Origin of the sequence: Bacterioplanoides sp. (assembly GCF_965219715.1) — a bacterium.
Taxonomy (GTDB): Bacteria; Pseudomonadota; Gammaproteobacteria; order Pseudomonadales; family Oceanobacteraceae; genus Bacterioplanoides.
In genome coordinates, this window is sequence record NZ_OZ244785.1 from 1910352 (window position 1) to 1930597 (window position 20246).

The 20246-nt window shown below is 49.4% G+C and carries 12 protein-coding genes and 1 pseudogene; 5 read left to right on the forward strand and 8 right to left on the reverse strand.

The features are described from left to right. Positions 1-87: 87 nt before the first annotated feature. Both ACOQOZ_RS09185 and ACOQOZ_RS09190 read right to left on the reverse strand, forming a co-directional pair. Complete coding sequence (locus ACOQOZ_RS09185) at positions 88-2745, reverse strand: LuxR C-terminal-related transcriptional regulator (protein ID WP_420591970.1); 2658 nt, start codon at positions 2743-2745, stop codon at positions 88-90. A gap of 174 nt (positions 2746-2919) precedes the next feature. After that, positions 2920-5157 (reverse strand): TonB-dependent receptor family protein, encoded by a 2238-nt coding sequence (locus ACOQOZ_RS09190; RefSeq protein WP_420591971.1) that lies wholly within the window; start codon positions 5155-5157, stop codon positions 2920-2922. Between the two features lie 125 nt (positions 5158-5282). Here ACOQOZ_RS09190 and ACOQOZ_RS09195 point away from each other — a divergent pair, with 125 nt between their 5' ends. Both ACOQOZ_RS09195 and ACOQOZ_RS09200 read left to right on the forward strand, forming a co-directional pair. After that, positions 5283-6197: a sterol desaturase family protein gene (locus ACOQOZ_RS09195; RefSeq protein WP_420591972.1), complete on the forward strand. Its 915-nt coding sequence runs from the start codon at positions 5283-5285 to the stop codon at positions 6195-6197. Positions 6198-6230: 33 nt separating this feature from the next. After that, the gene (locus tag ACOQOZ_RS09200) at positions 6231-7406 is read left to right on the forward strand and encodes a DUF1513 domain-containing protein (RefSeq protein WP_420591973.1); all 1176 of its coding nucleotides are present in this window, start codon (positions 6231-6233) and stop codon (positions 7404-7406) included. Between the two features lie 102 nt (positions 7407-7508). Here the strand turns inward: ACOQOZ_RS09200 and ACOQOZ_RS09205 are convergent, their stop codons facing one another. The 5 genes from ACOQOZ_RS09205 to ACOQOZ_RS09225 form a co-directional block, all read right to left on the reverse strand. Then, positions 7509-8672 (reverse strand): imelysin family protein, encoded by a 1164-nt coding sequence (locus ACOQOZ_RS09205; RefSeq protein ID WP_420591974.1) that lies wholly within the window; start codon positions 8670-8672, stop codon positions 7509-7511. A gap of 95 nt (positions 8673-8767) precedes the next feature. Continuing rightward, positions 8768-10180 (reverse strand): DUF4856 domain-containing protein, encoded by a 1413-nt coding sequence (locus tag ACOQOZ_RS09210; protein WP_420591975.1) that lies wholly within the window; start codon positions 10178-10180, stop codon positions 8768-8770. A gap of 370 nt (positions 10181-10550) precedes the next feature. Further along, entirely contained in the window at positions 10551-10871 is a 321-nt protein-coding gene (gene grxD, locus ACOQOZ_RS09215) for a Grx4 family monothiol glutaredoxin (RefSeq protein ID WP_420591976.1), read from the reverse strand. 65 nt (positions 10872-10936) lie between these two features. Then, on the reverse strand, positions 10937-14626 hold the full coding sequence (locus ACOQOZ_RS09220; protein WP_420591977.1) for a hydantoinase B/oxoprolinase family protein: 3690 nt from the start codon (positions 14624-14626) through the stop codon (positions 10937-10939). 125 nt (positions 14627-14751) lie between these two features. Then, a complete protein-coding gene (locus tag ACOQOZ_RS09225; RefSeq protein WP_420591978.1) occupies positions 14752-15384 on the reverse strand; it encodes a c-type cytochrome in 633 nt (210 codons plus the stop codon). 335 nt (positions 15385-15719) lie between these two features. On the opposite strand from ACOQOZ_RS09225, the gene leuS reads away from it, so the two are divergent. After that, positions 15720-18293, forward strand: a complete 2574-nt coding sequence (gene leuS / locus ACOQOZ_RS09230; RefSeq protein WP_420592411.1) for a leucine--tRNA ligase — start codon at positions 15720-15722, stop codon at positions 18291-18293. Here leuS and ACOQOZ_RS09235 read toward each other — a convergent pair. Beyond that, positions 18252-18374 (reverse strand): annotated as a pseudogene (locus ACOQOZ_RS09235) (hypothetical protein); the annotation flags it as partial. The gene leuS and the pseudogene ACOQOZ_RS09235 sit on opposite strands and share 42 nt — an antisense overlap. Before the next feature lie 207 nt (positions 18375-18581). Between ACOQOZ_RS09235 and lptE the strand changes: the two are divergent. Both lptE and holA read left to right on the forward strand, forming a co-directional pair. After that, a complete protein-coding gene (gene lptE, locus ACOQOZ_RS09240; protein ID WP_420591979.1) occupies positions 18582-19103 on the forward strand; it encodes an LPS assembly lipoprotein LptE in 522 nt (173 codons plus the stop codon). Continuing rightward, a complete protein-coding gene (gene holA, locus ACOQOZ_RS09245; protein WP_420591980.1) occupies positions 19100-20104 on the forward strand; it encodes a DNA polymerase III subunit delta in 1005 nt (334 codons plus the stop codon). Before lptE ends, holA begins: the two co-directional genes overlap by 4 nt. Positions 20105-20246: the final 142 nt, after the last annotated feature.

A 20246-nucleotide genomic window follows, 5' to 3' on the forward strand; every position in this document is an offset into this window, starting at 1 on the left:
TGCCAGTTATAACAGATAAAAAACTTAAGAAAGACATTCAGAAAGCCAGCCATACGGCTGTCGTATTGGCCAGCGTCATTACTGCGACTAAATCAGTAACAATTCCTTCGCCCGGTGTAATGCCTGGGTACGGCTTTTAGCACCGAGCTTCACATTAATTTTGCGTGCATGGGTTTTCACCGTATGCAGAGAGATAAACAGCTGATCGGCAATTTCCTGATTGGACAGACCTTGGTCAATTTTACGCAATACTTCCAGCTCGCGTTCACTGAGTGCGGCGCTGGCTGGCAGGTTGTTGCTGTCGCCATTACTGCGCTCAACCAATGCCAGGTTCGGAATCCACTGATCGAGATTCATCCGAATTCCGGCACGTTCGAGCATCTGATGAATATAGCGCAGCTGGTTATCGCTATCGGCCGGATTGATAGAGCGTAACGCGGCGGCACGCATCATATTCATCAGCAGCGCCATAATGCTGTGGCCGTTACTGCGAATATAATTGTCGGCTTCCTGAATACAGCCCTGAGGATTGTTGGCAATCAGGCAAACACGCGCCCGGGTTGCCGCAATAAAGCCCGGCAACATTGGGAACATATCCGACCGCAGCGGGCCATCCTGCTGCATTTTTACGAATTCATCGATGTAACTCTGGGCGCGGGATAACTTGCCCTGGGAAATCCAGATATTGGCTTTAATCATCGCCAGCCATTGGTAGCTTTCAACGCCGACCTGCCAACGCTGCATCAGACGCTCAGCCTGATCCAGAATATCCAGCGCCCGATCAAACTTGCCCATTTCAGCCTTCACCATGGCTAATAAGGCATAGCCATAACACACGGCAATATCATGACTGTGAATGCTGGCGGATATGCCCTGTTGCATCAGCTCCACCAGCTGCGGCCGGGGTTCTCCACTCAACCACAACAGGAAGCACTTGTAGATAACCAGGCGTCCCTGAGCCAGACCACAGTCATCATTATTGTGGGAAGACAACTCCAGTCCTTGCTGGATAACCTGGGTGCTGCGCTGAATATGGCCGCGATTTAATTCGATTCTGGCGTATTCAAATAATGCCTGAGCCTCCATCGCCGGCACTTTGAACTGGCGCGCCATATCCTGCGCCAGACGGTTCCAGATACGGGCACCGTCGGCATCGTTATTCATCAGACACAGACTCGATAAGGTCGAGATCATCAGAATACGTACGGTAAAGCGCTCCTGGGGTAATTCTTCCAGCGCTTGTTTACACAGAATTTCAGCTTTTTTGTTCTGCCCAGCCAGGCGAGCCAGATAACCTTCCAGCGCTGCCCGTTCATATTCCTGCAGATTGTTATCACGCTGTAATTGCTGCACCAGAGGTTCGGCTTTTTCCCGCTGCTGGGTAAACAGCCAGGACCAGGCGGCAATCTGCATCAGTCGTGGTGACGACTGTAAAAGCTCCTGACCCAGAACATCGAACCATTCGAGCATGGCGGCGATATCAAGGCTGGCAATAATGTATTCCGCCTGCGCCTCTACCCAGGGCACCACTTCATTGGCAATACCCGCCTGACGTGCATGGTGTAATGCTGCAATACGATCATCGCCATCTTTGTGCCATTCATACGCTTTGCGGTGTAATTGCTGACGTACAACCTGAGGTAACTGACGCGCTAACAGCTCAGCCATAACCGGGTGAATCCGGTACCAGCCTGGCTTCTCTTCCTGAGCCTGAATAAACAGGTTTACCGCCAGCGCTCTATTGAGCTGCGGCTGGTAATCGATTTCGCCAAGGCAATCGTTGAGCATGCTGTCGTTAAAACTGCCCAACACCGCGGCACGCTGAATAAAGTTTTGCAGTTCCTGCGGCAGCGTAAACAGCGTTTCACCCTGCAGGTAATCGCTCATTTCCTGCTGGCCTAACAGCGCCGGTGGATCAAACGGTTTACCCAAAGCGCGATAACAGGCGAGCCACAATCCGAGTCCGGCAGGCCAGCCCTGCAGGCGGTTGTTCAGTTGTGGCACCAGGCGTCCGGCTTGCTGAATATCGTTGTCCATCAGCCAGCGTTGCAGCTGATCATCCGAAAAAGCCAACATACGATGATTAAGCCAGGCAATGCTCTGATCTAACCGCAGTTTTCCTAATGGTTGTGGTAAGTAGCGGCTGGTAATCATCAGTTTCAGGTTGGCGGGACGATGGCTGACCAGGCTGCTTAATAGTTGCAGCGAATTGCTGTCGCTCAGGTTATGAACATCATCTAAGCACAGCAATAAAGGACGTTCGAACGTGGCCATTTCAGACAGCCACAACAGCAGCACCTGCTCAACATCCATTCGCCCTTGTTCTTCGGAGAAATGCCAGTGAGCTAAGGCATTGGTCGCAACACCTTCAAGCTGACGTTCAGCAACTTCAAGTAAGTGACGCAGGAAGTATTGATCCGGGGTGTCTTTATCGTCACAACGAAACCACATCACTCCCGGAGAATCGGTCTGCTGCTGGAGTTCGTTGCAGTATTCGCTCATCAGCAGCGTTTTACCGTAACCGGCCGGAGCGCTGATCCAGGCGACATCATGTTGTTGCATAGCCCGATGCAGCAGTTCAGCCCGGGGCCAGAAATGAGAGGCAAAGGCAGGTCGTTTGCCTTTATTTTCGATCCAGATATTTTGTGCGTGCTGATCCAGCTCTTGCTGCCATTGTTCGCCCGATAGCTCGGAGTGACGAAAGCCCGCAACAGCCGGTTGACCCGGTTTTTTCGTTGTTATCATGATGCCAAGGGGTATTTATCGACTGCGGCTATGGAAACACGGCCTTTCCCTGAACTCAACGTCACAGATGTTTCAGTTACATTTTATTACAGGAAGCTCAGCAGCAATAAAAAAGGGAGCCAGGCTCCCTTTTTCAGCTTCTGTCAGCCACTCACAGGCTGATACCCACAGGCATCAGAACTTAAATTTCGCGCCAACATTCACCGAACGTGGTTTACCTGGACGGAAGCCGTATGGCTTAGCCGATACCACGTACTCTTCGTCCAGCAGGTTATCCACCGTGCTGTAAACCTGCAACGCTTCGGTCAGCTGGTAGTTAGCGGATAAATCGAACACAGTGAAGGCATCGATCTTATCTTCTTCCGGAATTTCACCTTTACCTGGTACGTTACGCATTTCGCTTTGGTACAGCGCCGACAGATTCACCCGCCAATCACCACGCTGAATACCGGTCTGAATATTCAGGCGATGCTCAGGCAGATAACCAATTTCAAAGCCTTTCTCAATCTTCAGGTTGGCTTCACCAAAAGCACTGGTGCCATCGGTAAATTCTTCACCAAATTCACCTTTGCTGTAGGTATAGGTCATAGAAACAGGCACCATATAGCTGGCCAGCTCAAGCTCATTGCTCCAGCTCGCTTCAACACCATAAACCTGAGCGTTACCGGCATTCGCCTGGTTGCCAATGTTGTTATTGTTACAAGAGCCCTGGGAGAAACTACAGGTACCGCTGAACTGGGTGTAATCATTTAAGAAGGCAATCACTTCCGCCTGACCCATACCGGAGTAACGACCACCAATCTCATAGTTGGTGCTTTCTTCCGGCTTCACATCACCCGAACCACCCGGTGTTGCTGCGGTAAAACCACGATACACACCCGCCAGTACACCCAGCTCTTCGGTCAGCTGAGAATACACGCCAATACCCGGCAGGGTTACCGACTGATCCATTTCCTGCTTGTTCTGCTTAACACGGGTATCTGTGCGGAAATTCGTTTTGCTGGACGTGATGTTTTCATGACGCACACCAATGGTGACAGTGGTGTTATCAATCTCGATGTCGTCTTTAATATGCAGCGCCCAGGCTTTGGCTTCGCCTTCGTTCAGCGTGGTGGTGGTGAAGGTACCTGCCACTGCACGTAACTCACCCTGAGCCGTCATATCGTAGTTTTGTTCTGTGTGGTCACGCTCAATGCTATCGAAGTGGTAACGCAAACCCAGTTCCAGGTTGTGGATTAACCCTGCCTGCTTAAACACAGTGTTAAAGCGCGACTGGATACCCTGAGAGACATAAGAACGATCATTACTGCCGATCAGCAGCTGGTCACTGGAGTTAGTCGATGCCTGCTGACCGGTAATAACGTTGTAGTAATCCTGCTTGGCTTGTGGGTTCTGCAGTACTTCCTGCAGTGTGGTGCCGTCACCAAACTTATTCACTTTAAACCAGTCGCGTTTGAAATTATGACGATAAACGTCGGTGGAAACGGTAGAGTCGCTCGGCAGGGTTAACAGGTGATTTAAATGGATGGTGCTGTGATCCGTTTCCATCTTATCCAGGCTGCTGGCACGGTAACGACGATTCGGGTTTTTATCGAAGTCGGCACGGCTCAGGCCCAGGTAGGTTTCATCGGATACTTCATCGGCGTAACCCAGCTTCAGCTGGAAACGATGGCTGTAGTTACCCAGAATTTCCCAGCTGAATTTGGTGTTGATGTCGTTACGCACAAATCCGGTGTCGCCGCCGCCATCCAGATCTTTAAAACCGTCGGCGCTGACGCGTAAACCTTCAACCAGGTAACCGAGGCCATCAGTTTCACCACCGTACCAGGCTTCATAGCGCTGGAAGTTATCGCTGCCGTATTGTACGTCCAGCTCACCGGAACGGCTGAAAGGAATCGGACGGCTTACCAGGTTCACCGCACCACCCACGGTCGCCGGACCATATTGGATAGTCGACGGACCTTTAAAGACTTCCACCGCACTCATGCGCGATACATTCGGGAAGTAGTAAGCAGCTGGCGCAGAATATGGCGCCGGACCAGCCAGCACGCCATCTTCCATCAATGTAATCTTTTTACTGCGCTCCGGAGACGTGCCACGCAGGCCGATATTTGGACGCAAACCGTAACCGTCTTCTTCCTGCAGGTTAACGCCCGGTACGGCATTCAGAATACGGTTGATATCGGTGTATTCGAACTGTTCCAGTGCCACATCATCAATTAACGTTGCCGATCCTGGCTGCGTACGTACCAGCTCTTCACCGCCAGTAATATAGACATTATCAAGTTCAACATGATCTTCGGCGAACGCCACAGAAGACGTTCCGGCCAGAGCAATGGCAAGTGCCAATGGCTTAACACCAGAACGACGGGAATCAGAAACAGCAGAAGGGTTCAGCAACAGTTTACGCACGGCAGGCTCCGCAGGAACTACATAGAAAATTATCGACCCGGCATTTAACCATAAATGAGATTCAATATTAAAGGTGCAGGAGATGAGTTATCATTCAGACTTTGATTTAACACCGTGTACTGGCTGTGTCTGAAATATCTGCTGGCCTGCCGCCTTTGCTGAGCGATTGGTGGCAATCACTGTCTTCTTTGCTGTTGGCACCGGAAAGCAGAACATTCTGGGGCTATTGGCTGTCTGCGGCTTTGATTGTTCTGTTATGGACAACAACCTCCTGGGCAAGCCGCAAGCATTACCTGAAACCCTGGTTTACATTGTCTTATTGGTGGAACACATCGACCCGCCAGGAATATGCATTAATTGTATTAAATGCACTGCTGTTTTCTTTTTTAGGCCTGAGTAATGTTTTTCTGATTATTCAGATTGCGATTAACAGCAACGCTTTTTTCAGTTCAGTTTTCCCAGCGATAAATTTGAGTGACAACAGTCTGGTTGCAACCAATTCAGCTGTTTTAATATCTATTTACGCAGTTATTTTATTTTTAGTCGACGATGCCTCTCGCTATGGCCTGCACCGCTTGCTTCACAGCCGTTGGCTGTGGCGCATACACAGGGTGCATCACAGTGCTCAGGTGCTGACTCCCTTTACGTTATTACGCCTGCACCCACTGGAACAGTTACTGTATCAGCTGCGCCTGGTACTGGTTCATGGCGTATTAACCGGAGCTTACTTTTTTATAATTGGCAGCACTCCGGAACTCTGGCTGATCTTTGGCGTCAGTGGTTTTATCTGGTTATTTAATATGGCCGGCGCCAATTTGCGTCATTCCAATATTCCATTGAGATACGGCAAGCTGGAAGTGTTGCTCATCAGCCCGGCACAGCATCAGCTTCATCATGGCGCTGGTGGTATTCACTATAACTATGGTTCGGTATTGGCAATCTGGGATTACCTGTTTAATAGTTGGCACAGCGGTAAGCATGACTTTGCTTTGCCCAATCGGAATATGCCACTGATTAAACAATTATTGCTGAAGCGCTGAACTAACTATTATTGCTGCAACACTGAGCTAACTATGCCAAACATCAATCGTCGCCAATTTATTCAAACCTCAGTGCTGGGGATGTCTGCTTCCGCGTCTTTGTACAGCGGTGTTTATTCTGCGAATAACACATCAGCAAAAAGCGACGTCGATAACACAGTACAACGACTGCTGGTATCCGGTTACCGCGATCAGGCAACGCAGTCTCGTTATGGGGTATTGATCAGCGATACTCAGGGAAATGTTATCAGTGATATCACCGTTGCCGATCGGGTGCATATGGCCGATCTGTTTCCACACAACTCCCCTGCTGCGGTTTTGGTTAATTCGCGCAAACCCGATGCGCCGTTGAGAAAGTACAGTGCCTCCGGCGAATTATTGGCCGAATTAATGCCACCAGAGAACATGCATTATGAAGGGCACAGCGTTTTTTCCGCCGATGGCCGGTTTATTTATTCCACCGCCAGCGATTACCAGCAACAAACCGGTTACGTTCTGGAAATTTTTGCCGCGGACCTGACGCTGAATCGTGTGATTGCAACGGGTGGCATTGGCCCCCATGAATTAATCATCGATACTGATCAGCTATATATTGCCAACACCGGCGTATTAACTCACCCGGACAGTGGCCGGGATCCGCTGAATATTAGCACCATGAAATCGGAGCTGGTTCAGATTGATATTCCTTCCGGTGCAATTAAGCAGCGCTGGAGCAGTCCGATTCAGGCGCTCAGCGCGCGCCATCTGACCCAAATGCCAGATGGTTCTGTGTTAGTGGGTTGCCAGTATCAGAAACAGGATGATCGTCCTGCCACGGTAGCACTTGCCCGCCATGGCGAATCTGAATTGCAGTTATTGCAACCAGACAATGAACACTATTATTGGGATATGAAAGGCTACACCGCGAGCCTTCGAGCCTTTCCGGCATCGTCTGCTTACGCGGGCACAGCGTTAATTTCCAACCCCAGAGGCCACTTGTTAAGCCGCTGGCAACCGCAACAAGCGACACAGCCTGACACACACACTATGCAGTACAGCAAAGGCATTTCACTGGGCCAGGATGAAGGCTGGATTTCAGCGGGAGCCGGAGAGTTATGGCACTGGCAAGCAGCCAATCAACAGCTGACAAAAATTACCGCTACGATAAAACCGGACTTTTGGTGGGAGAATCATTTGCACAGCCGAATACTGCGGGTGTCTGGCAGTTAATCTTCATTCTCAAAAAGCCAATAACAAACAACCAATAAAAAGGCCGGATTTAAAATATTAAATCCGGCCTTTTTATTTTTCAGAATTAGTCAGAGATTCTGATTAATCACCATCAGCCGCAGCACCACCCGGAACACTCAGGCTTAATGCAATCGACATCGGATTTTTCAGATCCGCAGTAAACGGCTGAATTTTCTTCGGTAACGAACACAGCTTTTCAATATTGCTGTTAGCTGCGGTTGTAGTAGCGGTTACGTTCAGACACGCCGAAACATTTGAGCTTTTGTTGTTGCTGTTAGCGTCGGTTAATATCGCACGCCAGCCTTGTGAAAATTCGCTGTCTTGTGATGCATTTACTGCCAACTCTAAAGCAGCTTTCATCCGACTCGCTAACGCCGCCTGATTGGAGGCAATCAGTAATTCTTCAAAACCGACACTATCTTCACCGGTAAAGATTGCCAAACCACTTTCCAGGTTAGCAGCGACCGCAGCACGGTTAAGATCGGCGTATGCGTATTCCAGCTTATCTGCCGCAAACGAATCATTCTGTCCTTCCGGCAAAATTTCTTTTTGCATTTTGGCTGATTTGGTATCAGTGTCGAGATAAAACAAAGCATTAAATACACTTTGCACTTCGGCTTGCTGATTCGAACTCTGGGCTGGATTATAAGCAGCGGATGCGGCGGTTAATGCTTCCGCCTCGGGCACCATACGCGCAGTCACTTTTTGTGCATAATCACAGCGGTTCGCACCGTTTGGGTTGTTATACAGAACGTATTCAACCGCTGTTAAACCACGCTTGCTTGGTGTTGGATTAAAAGCTCCACCATTGGCAACCAGAGCGATTTCATTATCAATTTGACCACCTTTACCAACGCTTAAAGGCCAGCTGTAGAAGTTATTACGGGCGCTTTCTGTCACCGGACCAAATTGCATCGGCTCTAGCGCCTGCCAGGCAGACGCAGCTGCAGTAAGACTTGTTTTAGCCAATGCCAGGGCAGCACCTTCACCCGCCTGGCCAATCGCACTACAAAACGCAGCGGTATTTTGATTCAGTGTTTTAGCTGCCGTTTCAAATGCCTGAATACGGCCAGCTTGTTGCGCCTTGGCCGTGACCAACAACGCAGAACAATTTGAAGCATTAGATGCTAATTCGGCACACAATCCATTGTTGCCACCTCCACTGGTTGATGATGAGGAGGAAGAACCACCACACGCGGTTAAAAGCGTTGCAGTCGCTAACACAGATAAAGCTTGAATTTTCATCGGAAAAATACCTTTAAAATCCACCGAAATATAAACACAAAAGGCTGCTTCTGTATCAGAAGCAGCCTTAGGGTAACACCAGAACTAGTAGCAGATTACCACTTAGTTACATCACCTTCGAACTTAAAGGTGGTTTTCAGTAATGTACGGGCATCTTCAAGCTGCTTACGGTAAGCCGCATCGTTGGTCAATTTAGGCGCTTGCTCCAGCAGAGTGTGCAGTTGCTTTAACTGAGCCAGAGTCATTGCAGAGGTTTTCTCTGGGTTAAATTGCAGTGCCAGTGCGAAACCTTTCATCTCACCCCAGTGCTTAGCCAGATCACCCAGGTCGTTACCATTAATCGCAGCCATATCTTCCAGAGTGGCGTTGATGTAGTGAATAACGTTAGCAGCAAAAATCTCTTCCCACTGCATAATGATGGTTTTTGCTACTGCCGCCAGCTCTGCATGGTAGCCTTCACCAGCAACAGGATCTGTACCAAAGTTATCCTGGATAATCTGGCGACCTTTCAGGAAGTTATCCATGATGGTTTTGCTGTAGTCCGCACCTTCAATGCTATCGTCACGCTTGTTAGCGTATTGTGCCATCGCAAAGGTGTACTCAGAGTCCAGATCAATAACCTTATTACCATTGGTATCGTTATCTTTCTGAGCTTTTAACTGGGCGTCGGTGTAGTTGTTGTAATCACGTGCAGCACCGAAGTAACCAAAGCCTTCGTCCCATTGGTGCTCCAGAGAAGTGTAAGGTTTAGTGCCGTCTTTATCGCCAGCAGAGTTGCCTTTCAGCAGGCCTTTAGAGTCTTTCAGGTAATCGTTCGATGCCTGGGAGAATGCAACAGCACCTAACAGGAATTTTTGCGTCAGCTGTTTGTAGTCCAGACCCGTCGCAGAAACATAATCAGAACCCGCGTGGTTTTGATCAGCGGCTTGCGCTGCTACCGCATCAAACCAGCTCTGAACCAGAGCGTTTGCTTTCTCGTTTTCTTCGCCAGCGATGGTCCAACCAACAAACTCACCACGGGCTAAATCATTGTCTTTACCAGCAATCTTGCCAATCAGGTTTTTGCCGCTGCTGATTTCGCTGTAATCAGCTTCTTCGAAAGTTGCACCAGCGGTTTTCTTAGATAAACCAACGGTAGTCACTTCTGCCGCCAGTGTGTAAGCGTTTTTGTTGGTTAAGTCAGCATTGCCTGAGTTAGCAGTACCACCGTTAGTACCACCTTCGTAAACCAGTGCCAGTTTTTGCTTAACAGCAGCATCTACAGCCAGACCACCCAGGTCAGTTGTCAGGTCGCTACCAATCAGTGTTTTTAATTCGTTAATCAGTGTATTACGTGCTACCTGACCAGAATAAGAAACGGACGATTCACCCGCAGTTACTTTACTGTCGAAAGTATATGTCGCAGGAGCGTTAACAACTTTTTTGTCATCGTTTTTATTGTCGTCACTGCCACAAGCGGCCAGTAAAGCAGCGGATACGGCAACTGCCAGAATCTTAGGTGTGTTCATTAGCTTTCTCATTTATATGCGGGTTAATAATCATCGAGAATGCTAGCAAATCTCATTAACACTGCAACAAAAAACTAACTACAAATCAGAATTACTCCTATTTAAATAAAGAATAAATAGTTATTACCTCTTATTGATTAGTTATATGGAATAGCAAAGTGGTCATTTCGCGATAAAGGCCTGATTTTTTATGGTGTTTTATTCATTTAATATGCGTTTATTGAATACAAATAATATATATTTGCTTTTGATTATTTTAACTGTTTTTACACTTATTAATTTAGAAAAACATTCCAACGAACGCTGAAAACAAAAAAGCCGGTACAAATGTACCGGCTTTTTTTGAAGTAATTATTTAGCAATTAAATAATTATTCGGCAGGAGCAGCTTCAACCAGCATTGGTTTTAGTTCGCCCTTCTGGTGCATCTCAGTGATGATGTCACAACCACCAACCAGCTCGCCTTTTACCCACAGCTGCGGGAAGGTTGGCCAGTTTGCGTATTTCGGCAGGTTGCTGCGGATTTCCGGATTGGATAACACATCAACGTATGCGAACTTCTGACCACACTCCATTACAGCCTGTACAGTTTGTGCTGAGAAGCCACACTGAGGTTGGTTCGGTGAACCTTTCATGTACAGCAGGATGTCGTTGTTTTCGATCTGGTCTTTAATGACGTCCATAATTTCCATGGGGTCTCTCTCTTCAATATGAGTTAAATCTGGAAGGAATCCGGCGATTCTATCACAAGCTCAGATTATGAGCAGCCATAGCCACCGCCACCTGGAGTGTGAATACAGAACACATCTCCGGCCTCCAGTTCAACATCAGCGCAGCCGCTCAGTCGCTCCAACCGGCCCTGATGGCGTTTCACAAAATTAAAGCCAACCTGGCCTGAACCACCGCCATTAAGGCCAAAGGTTGGCACATCACGATGGCCACTGATGATATTGGCACGCATATCCTTCAGGAAGCGAATATGACGCTCAACACCATGGCCTCCGTCAAACTCCCCTTCGCCACCCGACATGGCACGGATATGAAACATCTCTAACATCACCGGAAAACGTTGTTCGAGAATTTCCGGATCAGTTAATCGAGAGTTGGTCATATGGCTGTGCACACCGCTGGCGCCCGCACCTTTGCTACTGGCACCAATACCACCACACAGGGTTTCGTAGTACTGGTGCTCGTCATCACCAAAAGTGAAGTTATTATTGGTGCCCTGGCAACCGGCCATTAAGCCCAGTGCGCCCATCATACAATCGGTGAGGTACTGAGCCGTTTCGACGTTACCGGATACCACTGCTGCCGGGTAAACCGGAGCAATGATCGATTCCGACGGTACTTTAATGGTTAATGGTTTAAAGAAACCGGCGTTCAGTGGCATGGGTTTATCCACCAGCGCGCGGAAGCTGTACAGCACTGCGGCATACACCACCGAAGTGGGTGCATTAAAATTGCCAGGATGCATCAATTGGTCGGGCCGATAGCCGGTACCAGAGAAATCAACAACCGCGGATTGCCCGGCCTGATTCACCTGAATGTTCACGTTAAATTGCGTGCCATCATCCATGGCGTAGCAGAACTCACCATCTGGCAACTCACTCAGGCAATCACGCAGTGTTTGCTCGGCATTGTCCTGAACATACTGCATATAAGCCGACACGGTACTGACCCCGTATTCATCACACACACGCTGCAGCTCGCTGGCACCTTTTTCACAGGCCGCCAACTGCGCGGTTAAATCGGCAATATTTTGCTGTGGATTACGTGCCGGATATTTAGCAGCAGCCAATACATCAAGAAGGGCCTGGGTCTGGAACTCACCGTCGCGCATTAACACCAGGTTGTTGAGTAATACGCCTTCTTCTTCAATATGCTGGCTGTTGGCAGGCATGGAGCCCGGAGTGATGCCACCAATATCGGCATGGTGGCCACGAGCAGCGACATAAAAGTCCGGTGTTTCGTTTATCGGATTCTGCTGAATAAATACCGGTTTTCTTTCTATAAAGACCGGTTTTACGACGGTTACATCGGGTAGATGAGTACCGCCGTTATAGGGAGTGTTAAGCACAAACGCATCACCGGGTTTCATATTCGGGTGATCGTTGATGACGACCTTAATGCTTTCACTCATAGAGCCTAAGTGCACTGGGATGTGTGGTGCGTTGGCAACCAGTTCACCATGCTGATCAAAAATGGCACAGGAGAAATCCAGTCGCTCTTTGATGTTGACGCTGGATGCGGTTTTTTCCAGTACAAAGCCCATCTGCTCTGCTGCTGACATAAAAATATTATTAAAAATTTCCAGTCGTACCGGATCGTTTTTAATTGTTTTATCTGAGGTTATGACAGAAGCCAGCTCGGTTTTGTTTTTCTGTACTTGTTTGCTGATAACAAGTGCACCGCTGGCTAACACTTTCAGTTGCCAATCCGGTTCAATCACAATAGTACTGTTGGCATCGGTTAATAATGCCGGGCCATCCAGCGTAAAACCGGCGGGTAACTGCTCGCGGGCATACACATCAACCTGATGGTTTTCTCCGCCAGAAAATAAATCACAGCGTTCTTTTAATAATGGTTGCGCCGTTGGCAAGGTGAGTGATTCCGGCTGGTAACCACCGGCGACCACTTCCAGTTGTACGGCATCTAACATCAAGGCTTTATCGCTGTGAATAAAACCAAACAATTGCTGATGTTGCTGCTCGAACTCGGCACGCATAGTCGCTGCGTCCGAGAACTCCACCAACAAGTGCGTATCCGAACCGTCATATCGACAATAGGCCCGACGTTTTTCCGTCGACGCCTGCGTGCTGATTTCACTTTGTTGGGATAACTGCTGAAACGCCTGCTCAGCTTGTTGCAAAGAGTTGGCATCGGCCAGTGGTTTTTCCACCGCTTCTTCGCCTAACCAACGTTGCTCCGCCAGGCCAATACCATAAGCCGATAACACCCCTGCCAGCGGATGCAGATACACATTATCCATTCCCAGTGCATCCGCGACTAAACTCGCATGTTGCGCCCCGGCGCCACCAAACGCATTTAACGCGTAATTCTGAATATCATAACCACGCTGCACCGAAATCTTTTTCACCGCGTTGGCCATATTGTCGACGGCAATGGTCAAGAAACCTTCGGCGATTTGTTGTGGTGTCAGCTGCTCACCGTTGTACGCTTTTACCTGCTGTGCCAGCTGGCGGAATTTCTGCTCAACGATATCTTTATCTAATGGCTGATTTTGTTCACTGCCAAACACATGGGGAAAATGTTGTGGCTGAATTTTTCCGAGCAGTACATTGCAGTCCGTTACCGTTAATGGCCCACCATTACGATAACAGGCTGGTCCCGGGTACGCCCCAGCCGACTCTGGCCCAACCTGAAAACGGCCATCAGCAAACTTCACAATCGAGCCACCACCAGCGGCGACGGTGTGAATATTCATCATGGGAACGCGTAAACGAATACCGGTGACCTGAGTTTCGGTCTCACGTTCCAGCTCACCGGATTTTTCTCCGTTCTTGCCTGCTGTGTAGTGACTGACATCGGTGGAAGTGCCACCCATATCAAAACCAATTACATGGTTAAAACCATCCTGCTCTGCGGTGCGCACCATGCCCACCACGCCACCGGCCGGACCGGACAGGATGGCATCTTTACCGTGGAAAACATCGGCATCGGTTAACCCACCGTTCGACTGCATAAACTGCAAATCGACAGGCTTGCCATCGGTCGAGCGAGGCAAACCGGATTTAACCTGCTGTACATAACGTTTTAACACCGGCGATAAATACGCATCAGCCACCGTGGTATCACCACGCGGAACCAGTTTAATCAGAGGACTGACCTGATGAGATAACGATACCTGTGTGAATCCCATTTCCCGGGCAATTTCACCCACCATTAATTCGTGCTGTGGATATTTATAAGCATGCATAAACACCACCGCCAGCGAGGTAAAGCCACTTTCACGTGCTTCTCGCAGAATGACCTGAATACCTTCCGGATCTAACGGAATGTCCACCGTGCCATCCGCAAGTACCCGCTCCGGTGCTTCGTACACACTTTTATACAGCAGATCCGGCTGATCGATATTGATGGCAAAAATATCCGGGCGGGTCTGGTAACCAATTTCGAGCTGGTCGCGCAGGCCATGACTGATCAACAAACAGGTCTCTTCACCTTTACGCTCCAACAGCGCATTGGTGGCAACCGTGGTCCCCATTTTGACCGATTCAATCTGGCCGCTACCGTCCTGCGGAAACTGAGGAAATTCAGCGCGGATACGGCGGATACCTTCGACCGCAGCATCCTGATAATGCTGCGGATTTTCCGACAAAAGTTTTCGGCTGAGTAACTCACCATCCGGACGGCGTGCAACGATATCGGTAAAGGTACCGCCGCGATCAACCCAGAATTGCCAGTGATTTATTGTGTTATCAGCCATATAAAGACGCCTGTATTCTGCCAGCAAGAAAAAACGTCGGGCATTCTACCAGAATACAAAAAAGGCCCAGAACCTTTACGGAACCGGGCCTTCGTCTGAAACGTTCAGGCTGACTCAGCGGAACGTTATTCCATATGAGCAACGTACGCGGCCACTTCTTTCAGCTGCTTTTCATTGAGGTTCTGAATCACCGCAGACATCGGTGAGTTTTTACGCTCAGGATCTTTATGCAGGAACTTCAGTAGAGTCGACTCCAGATACTCATACGGCTGACCGGCAATACGAGGATATTGCTGGTTACCATGACCTTCGTTGCCATGACAGGCAAAACACATAGAACGATATAACTGCTCACCTTTCACGTTCGCATCAACCGGCTGCGGACGCTTGTTTACTTCGCTCTGGGAAAAGTACACCGCAATCGCAATACGATCGTCTTTGCTTAAATGCCCGGCCAGCTTACTCATCACATAGTCTTTGCGGGTGCCATCGGCAAAGTGCTCAAACTGGGTGAACAGATATAAGGCATTCTGGCTGGCGAGATTCGGAATGTAATCGCGCTTGGAATTACCATCTTCACCATGACAACGAAAACACAGCTGGCCGCGTTCACGCCCATCTTCCACCGCCGCCTGCATCAAGGCGGTGTTGTTCTGGATCATGGTCATTTCAACCAGCATATTTTCAGCGGTCTCTGCAGCAGATGACAGCGCAATAAAACCGGCACTTAATAACAGGGTACGGAGCAAATACTTCATACAACAATTTTCATATTTTACATTTGATGGGCGAAAATACGCATCTTGCTGGCTTAGGCCAAGTGGCAATAATTGCCATTCGCGCAAAAGATGATCGTCTCCTGACCTGTATCAAGTATTACTTAGTAGGCACTCACCAATGCCTATACAGCCATATAACCTTGGTCTTGGACCACTTCTGCCACAGCCAGCCATTTTTATTAGCGCCGGAGCCATAATCGTGAGTGTGAACAGACCCGGCTTTCGGGTACACTTTCGCGCTTTCTTATTTCTTCTGTTTACTCAATATCTGTCGCCATAAGCAGGCGCGGGTAAGAATTTATAGTGACGCCATGATGCAAGAGACATATCAGCCAAAATCCATTGAAGCCTCGATCCAGAGCCAGTGGGAAGAACAACAGGTATTTAAAGCCGTCGTCGATGCCAATAAAGAGAAGTTTTATTGCCTGTCGATGTTCCCTTATCCAAGTGGCCGTCTGCACATGGGTCACGTGCGTAACTACACCATCGGTGATGTAATTTCCCGCTACGAGCGTATGCAGGGTAAAAACGTGATGCAGCCAATGGGCTGGGATGCGTTTGGTCTGCCAGCAGAAAACGCGGCGATCAAAAACAACACGGCACCGGGCAAGTGGACCGACGAAAACATTGCTTATATGAAAGGCCAGCTGAAATCGCTGGGCTTTGGTTACGACTGGAACCGTGAACTGGCCACCTGTAAGCCGGAATATTACCGCTGGGAGCAGTGGTTCTTCACCAAGCTGGTTGAGAAAGGTTTAGCTTACAAAAAAGTTTCTGCGGTTAACTGGTGCCCACACGATAAAACCGTGCTAGCCAACGAGCAGGTAATCGACAACTGCTGCTGGCGTTGTGACACGCCGATCGAGCGCAAAGAAATTCCACAGTGGTTTATCCGTATCACGGATTACGCTGAAGAATTGTTAAACGACCTGGATCAGCTGGAAGGCTGGCCAGAACAGGTTGTGGCCATGCAGCGCAACTGGATTGGTAAGAGCCAGGGCGTTGAGCTTCACTTCGGCATAAAAGGTCGCGAAGAAACTCTTGAGGTGTACACCACCCGTCCGGATACCTTAATGGGCGTGAGCTACGTGGCCGTTGCCGCTGGCCACCCATTGGCAGCTGAAGCCGCTGAAGGCAATGCTGAATTATCCGAATTTATCGAAGAATGCAAAAAAGGCGGCACCGCAGAAGCGGATATCGCTACCATGGAGAAGAAAGGTTTCGCCACCGGTCTGACTGCGATTCATCCAATCTCCGGCAAAGAAGTACCAATCTGGGTCGCTAACTTTGTTTTGATGGATTACGGCTCTGGCGCGGTGATGGCGGTTCCTGCACACGACCAACGTGACTTCGAGTTCGCTCAGAAGTACGGCCTGGAAATTAATCAGGTTATCGAAACACCTTCAGATTTTGATCTGTCGGCGGAAGCCTTTACTGAAAAAGGTAAGTTGGTTAGTTCCGGTGAATTCGATGGTCTGGATTTCGAAGCCGCTTTTGATGCCATCGCCAAGTGGTTGTCTGATGCAGGCAAAGGTCAGGTGAAAACCAACTACCGTCTGCGCGACTGGGGCGTTAGCCGTCAGCGTTACTGGGGCACTCCGGTTCCGATGATTAATAAGGCCAACGGTGAGCAAGTACCAACTCCGGCGGATATGCTGCCGATTGAACTGCCAACCGACGTGGTCATGGACGGCGTTAACAGCCCGATCAAAAACAATCCGGATTTCGAAAACATCGAATTCGAAGGCGAACAAGCCTTCCGCGAAACCGATACTTTCGACACCTTTATGGAGTCTTCCTGGTACTACGCGCGTTACTGCTCTCCGTGGGACGACACTCAGATGGTTGATCCAACCGAAGCCGATTACTGGCTGCCGGTTGACCAATACATCGGTGGTATCGAACACGCGATTCTGCACCTGTTGTACGCTCGTTTCTTCCATAAGCTGATGCGTGATGTGGGCCTGGTTAAAGGTGATGAGCCATTCGCCAGCCTGCTGTGTCAGGGTATGGTTCTGGCTGATGCGTTCAGCTATCAGAACGAAAACGGCGGTAAAGAATACGTTGCGCCAAAAGACGTGGAAGCCGAGCGTGACGAAAAAGGTCGTCTGATCAAAGCCATGTGGAACGGCCAGGAGCTGAAACACGAAGGTATGATCAAGATGTCGAAGTCGAAGAACAACGGTGTTGACCCTCAAGAAGCCATCGATGTTTACGGCGCCGACACCGTCCGCCTGTACACCATGTTCGCAGCGCCACCGGAACAAACGCTGGAATGGTCTGAAAACGGTGTTCAGGGTGCACAGAAATTCCTGCAGCGCGTATGGCGTTTAAGCTTCGAGCTGCTGCAACAGGAAGATCGCTCAATCGTTGCTGCCGATCAGCTGGATAAAGCGGAAAAAGACGCACGCCGTAAAGTGCACGAAACCATCCAGAAAGTGAGCGATGACATCGGTCGTCGTTATTCTTTCAACACCGGTATCGCTGCCATCATGGAGCTGATGAACACATTGCAGAAGCTGGATCTGGCAAATGCCGGTGGCCGCAGCGTGGTATCTGAAGGCCTGAATGCGGTTGTTCGTATGTTAAGCCCAATGGCGCCACACATCGCTCAGGAGCTGTGGACTGCCTTCGGTAACGACGGTTTAGTGCTGGATGCAGCCTGGCCGGAAGTTGACGAAAGCGCACTGGTGAAAGACAGCATCGTGCTGGTTGTTCAGGTGAACGGTAAAGTTCGCGCCAAGCTAGACGCGCCGGCCAACGCTTCTAAGGATGACCTGGAAGCTATGGCGATGGCGGATGCTGCGATTCAGAAGCAGATTGACGGTAAAACCGTACGCAAAGTGATTGTGGTACCGGGTAAGCTGGTTAATATTGTTGCCAACTGATGCTGAATTCTGAGCAGAAGCAACCGGGTATTCACTTTTCGACACGTCGTAAACACGTCCTTGTGGACTCGTCTGTGGCATCCATGCCACAGACGGTCGAAAAGCAAACACCCAGTTCCTTCTGTCGATAAACCGAATTCATTGAGGCTTAGTTTATTTTTCAAAGCAGCAACAGGATGTTGCGGAAGGATCAAGGGCCATGGATGGCCCACTGATCCGGCGGCTGAAAAATAAATTAAGCCTTAGTGAAGAGGGTCTTAGAGATACAAAACAAAGAAGGAAAAGTGGATGCGGGTCATAGTCTGGATTCTGACGCTAACCATGCTCACCGCCTGCGGTTGGCATCTCCGTGGTGTAACACCACTTCCTAAGGAATATCGCGTTCTTTTCCTGCAAAGTCAGGCCAGCAGCAGCTTTAACCAACAGCTGAAGTTGCAACTGGAGTTCAATAACGTACTGCTGACAGACATGGCCGCAGATGCTCCCGCCATCCTGCAGGTTGAACCTGTCGAAATCGACAAACGTACGCTATCGGTGACCAGCTCTGGTCAGGTAGCCGAGTACGAGCTTAATGGCCGCTTGAACGCCCGCTTATTACATGTTGAACGCAACAGTGAACTACCTATCCAGATTAAATCCCGTCGTCGTTTAACCAACGACATCAATAACGTTGTTGGTACTGCATCGGAAGAATCCACTCAGATCAAAGAGCTGGAAAAAGACATGGTACGCAAACTGATGCGCCGTCTGCAGAAAGCCCAGGCAGATGCCTTTATTCCACGTCCGGCGGCAAAAGCAGAGCAACCATGAAGATTCGTCAGGACCAACTGACAGCGACACTACAGAAAGGCCTGGCACCCTGCTATCTGGTTTCCGGCGATGAGCCCCTGCTGGTTATGGAAGCCTGTGACGAAATTCGTGCCGCCGCTCGTAAAGCCGGTATTGAAGACCGAGAACTGTTTCACGCTGAAGCGGGCTTTGACTGGAATGGCTTACGCGAAGAAGCCAACGCCATGTCGTTATTCGCCAGTCGTCGTATTCTCGAGGTACGGATTCCAAACGGTAAGCCCTCCGACAAGGGCGCAGCCTTAACCGACCTGAGCAAGCAACCCAATCCTGATAATCTGCTGCTGATCGTGTGCCCACGTATGGACGCGGCAGCACAACGCAGTGCCTGGTTTAAAGCGGTGGAAAAAGCAGGTGTGTTTTTACCGGTCTGGCCAATCGATCGCAATCAATACCCTGGCTGGCTGAAGCGTCGTATGCAGATCGCTGGCTTACAGGCCGAGCCAGCAGCCATTGGCGCTCTGGCGCAACAAACCGAAGGCAACCTTCTTGCCGCTGTGCAGGAGATTGAGAAACTGCGCCTGCTCGGTGTTCAGACCATCAGTGAAGATATGATTAACGAGGCCATTGGCGATAGCTCACGCTACGACGCATTTGGCTTAGCAGATGCCTGCCTGCTGGGTAAACAGGCCGAAGCCAGTCGCATCCTGGCGCACCTCAAAGGTGAAGGTGTTGAGCCCATTATGATTCTCGGCGCACTGACACGAAAGATCCGACAACTGATTTCTTTATCAAATAATTCCGGACAACAGTTGAGTGAAGCCTTCAAGAAGAATAATATCTGGCCCAAACAACAGCCTCCTTATAAGAAGGCACTGCAAAACCTCACCAAACACGACCTCCACCGGGCGCTGCAACAAGCCGAAGCCGTTGATAATGCGGTGAAAGGAAACGGTAACGATGCGTGGTTACTGTTAAGCGAATTAACGCTACTGTTAACAAGTGTAAAACTGCCTACTGGTTAACGCCCGAAAGCGTGACAAGCGCACAGTAGTCAATAGAATCTCACTACATACTTCAGTCATCGACAGGAACACAATTCCGGCCAACACGACAAAAAAGTGACAATTTACGTCAGTTATTGATAAAGGTCGGCATTGGGTGTAG

What these genes read in the sequence shown, in the direction of transcription:
- ACOQOZ_RS09225 (WP_420591978.1), bottom strand. Translation starts at nt 15,384, where the DNA reads ATGAAGTATTTGCTCCGTACCCTGTTATTAAGTGCCGGTTTTATTGCG.
- grxD (WP_420591976.1), bottom strand. Translation starts at nt 10,871, where the DNA reads ATGGAAATTATGGACGTCATTAAAGACCAGATCGAAAACAACGACATC.
- ACOQOZ_RS09210 (WP_420591975.1), bottom strand. Translation starts at nt 10,180, where the DNA reads ATGAACACACCTAAGATTCTGGCAGTTGCCGTATCCGCTGCTTTACTG.
- ACOQOZ_RS09220 (WP_420591977.1), bottom strand. Translation starts at nt 14,626, where the DNA reads ATGGCTGATAACACAATAAATCACTGGCAATTCTGGGTTGATCGCGGC.
- ACOQOZ_RS09205 (WP_420591974.1), bottom strand. Translation starts at nt 8,672, where the DNA reads ATGAAAATTCAAGCTTTATCTGTGTTAGCGACTGCAACGCTTTTAACC.
- ACOQOZ_RS09200 (WP_420591973.1), top strand. Translation starts at nt 6,231, where the DNA reads ATGCCAAACATCAATCGTCGCCAATTTATTCAAACCTCAGTGCTGGGG.
- holA (WP_420591980.1), top strand. Translation starts at nt 19,100, where the DNA reads ATGAAGATTCGTCAGGACCAACTGACAGCGACACTACAGAAAGGCCTG.
- lptE (WP_420591979.1), top strand. Translation starts at nt 18,582, where the DNA reads ATGCGGGTCATAGTCTGGATTCTGACGCTAACCATGCTCACCGCCTGC.
- ACOQOZ_RS09185 (WP_420591970.1), bottom strand. Translation starts at nt 2,745, where the DNA reads ATGATAACAACGAAAAAACCGGGTCAACCGGCTGTTGCGGGCTTTCGT.
- leuS (WP_420592411.1), top strand. Translation starts at nt 15,720, where the DNA reads ATGCAAGAGACATATCAGCCAAAATCCATTGAAGCCTCGATCCAGAGC.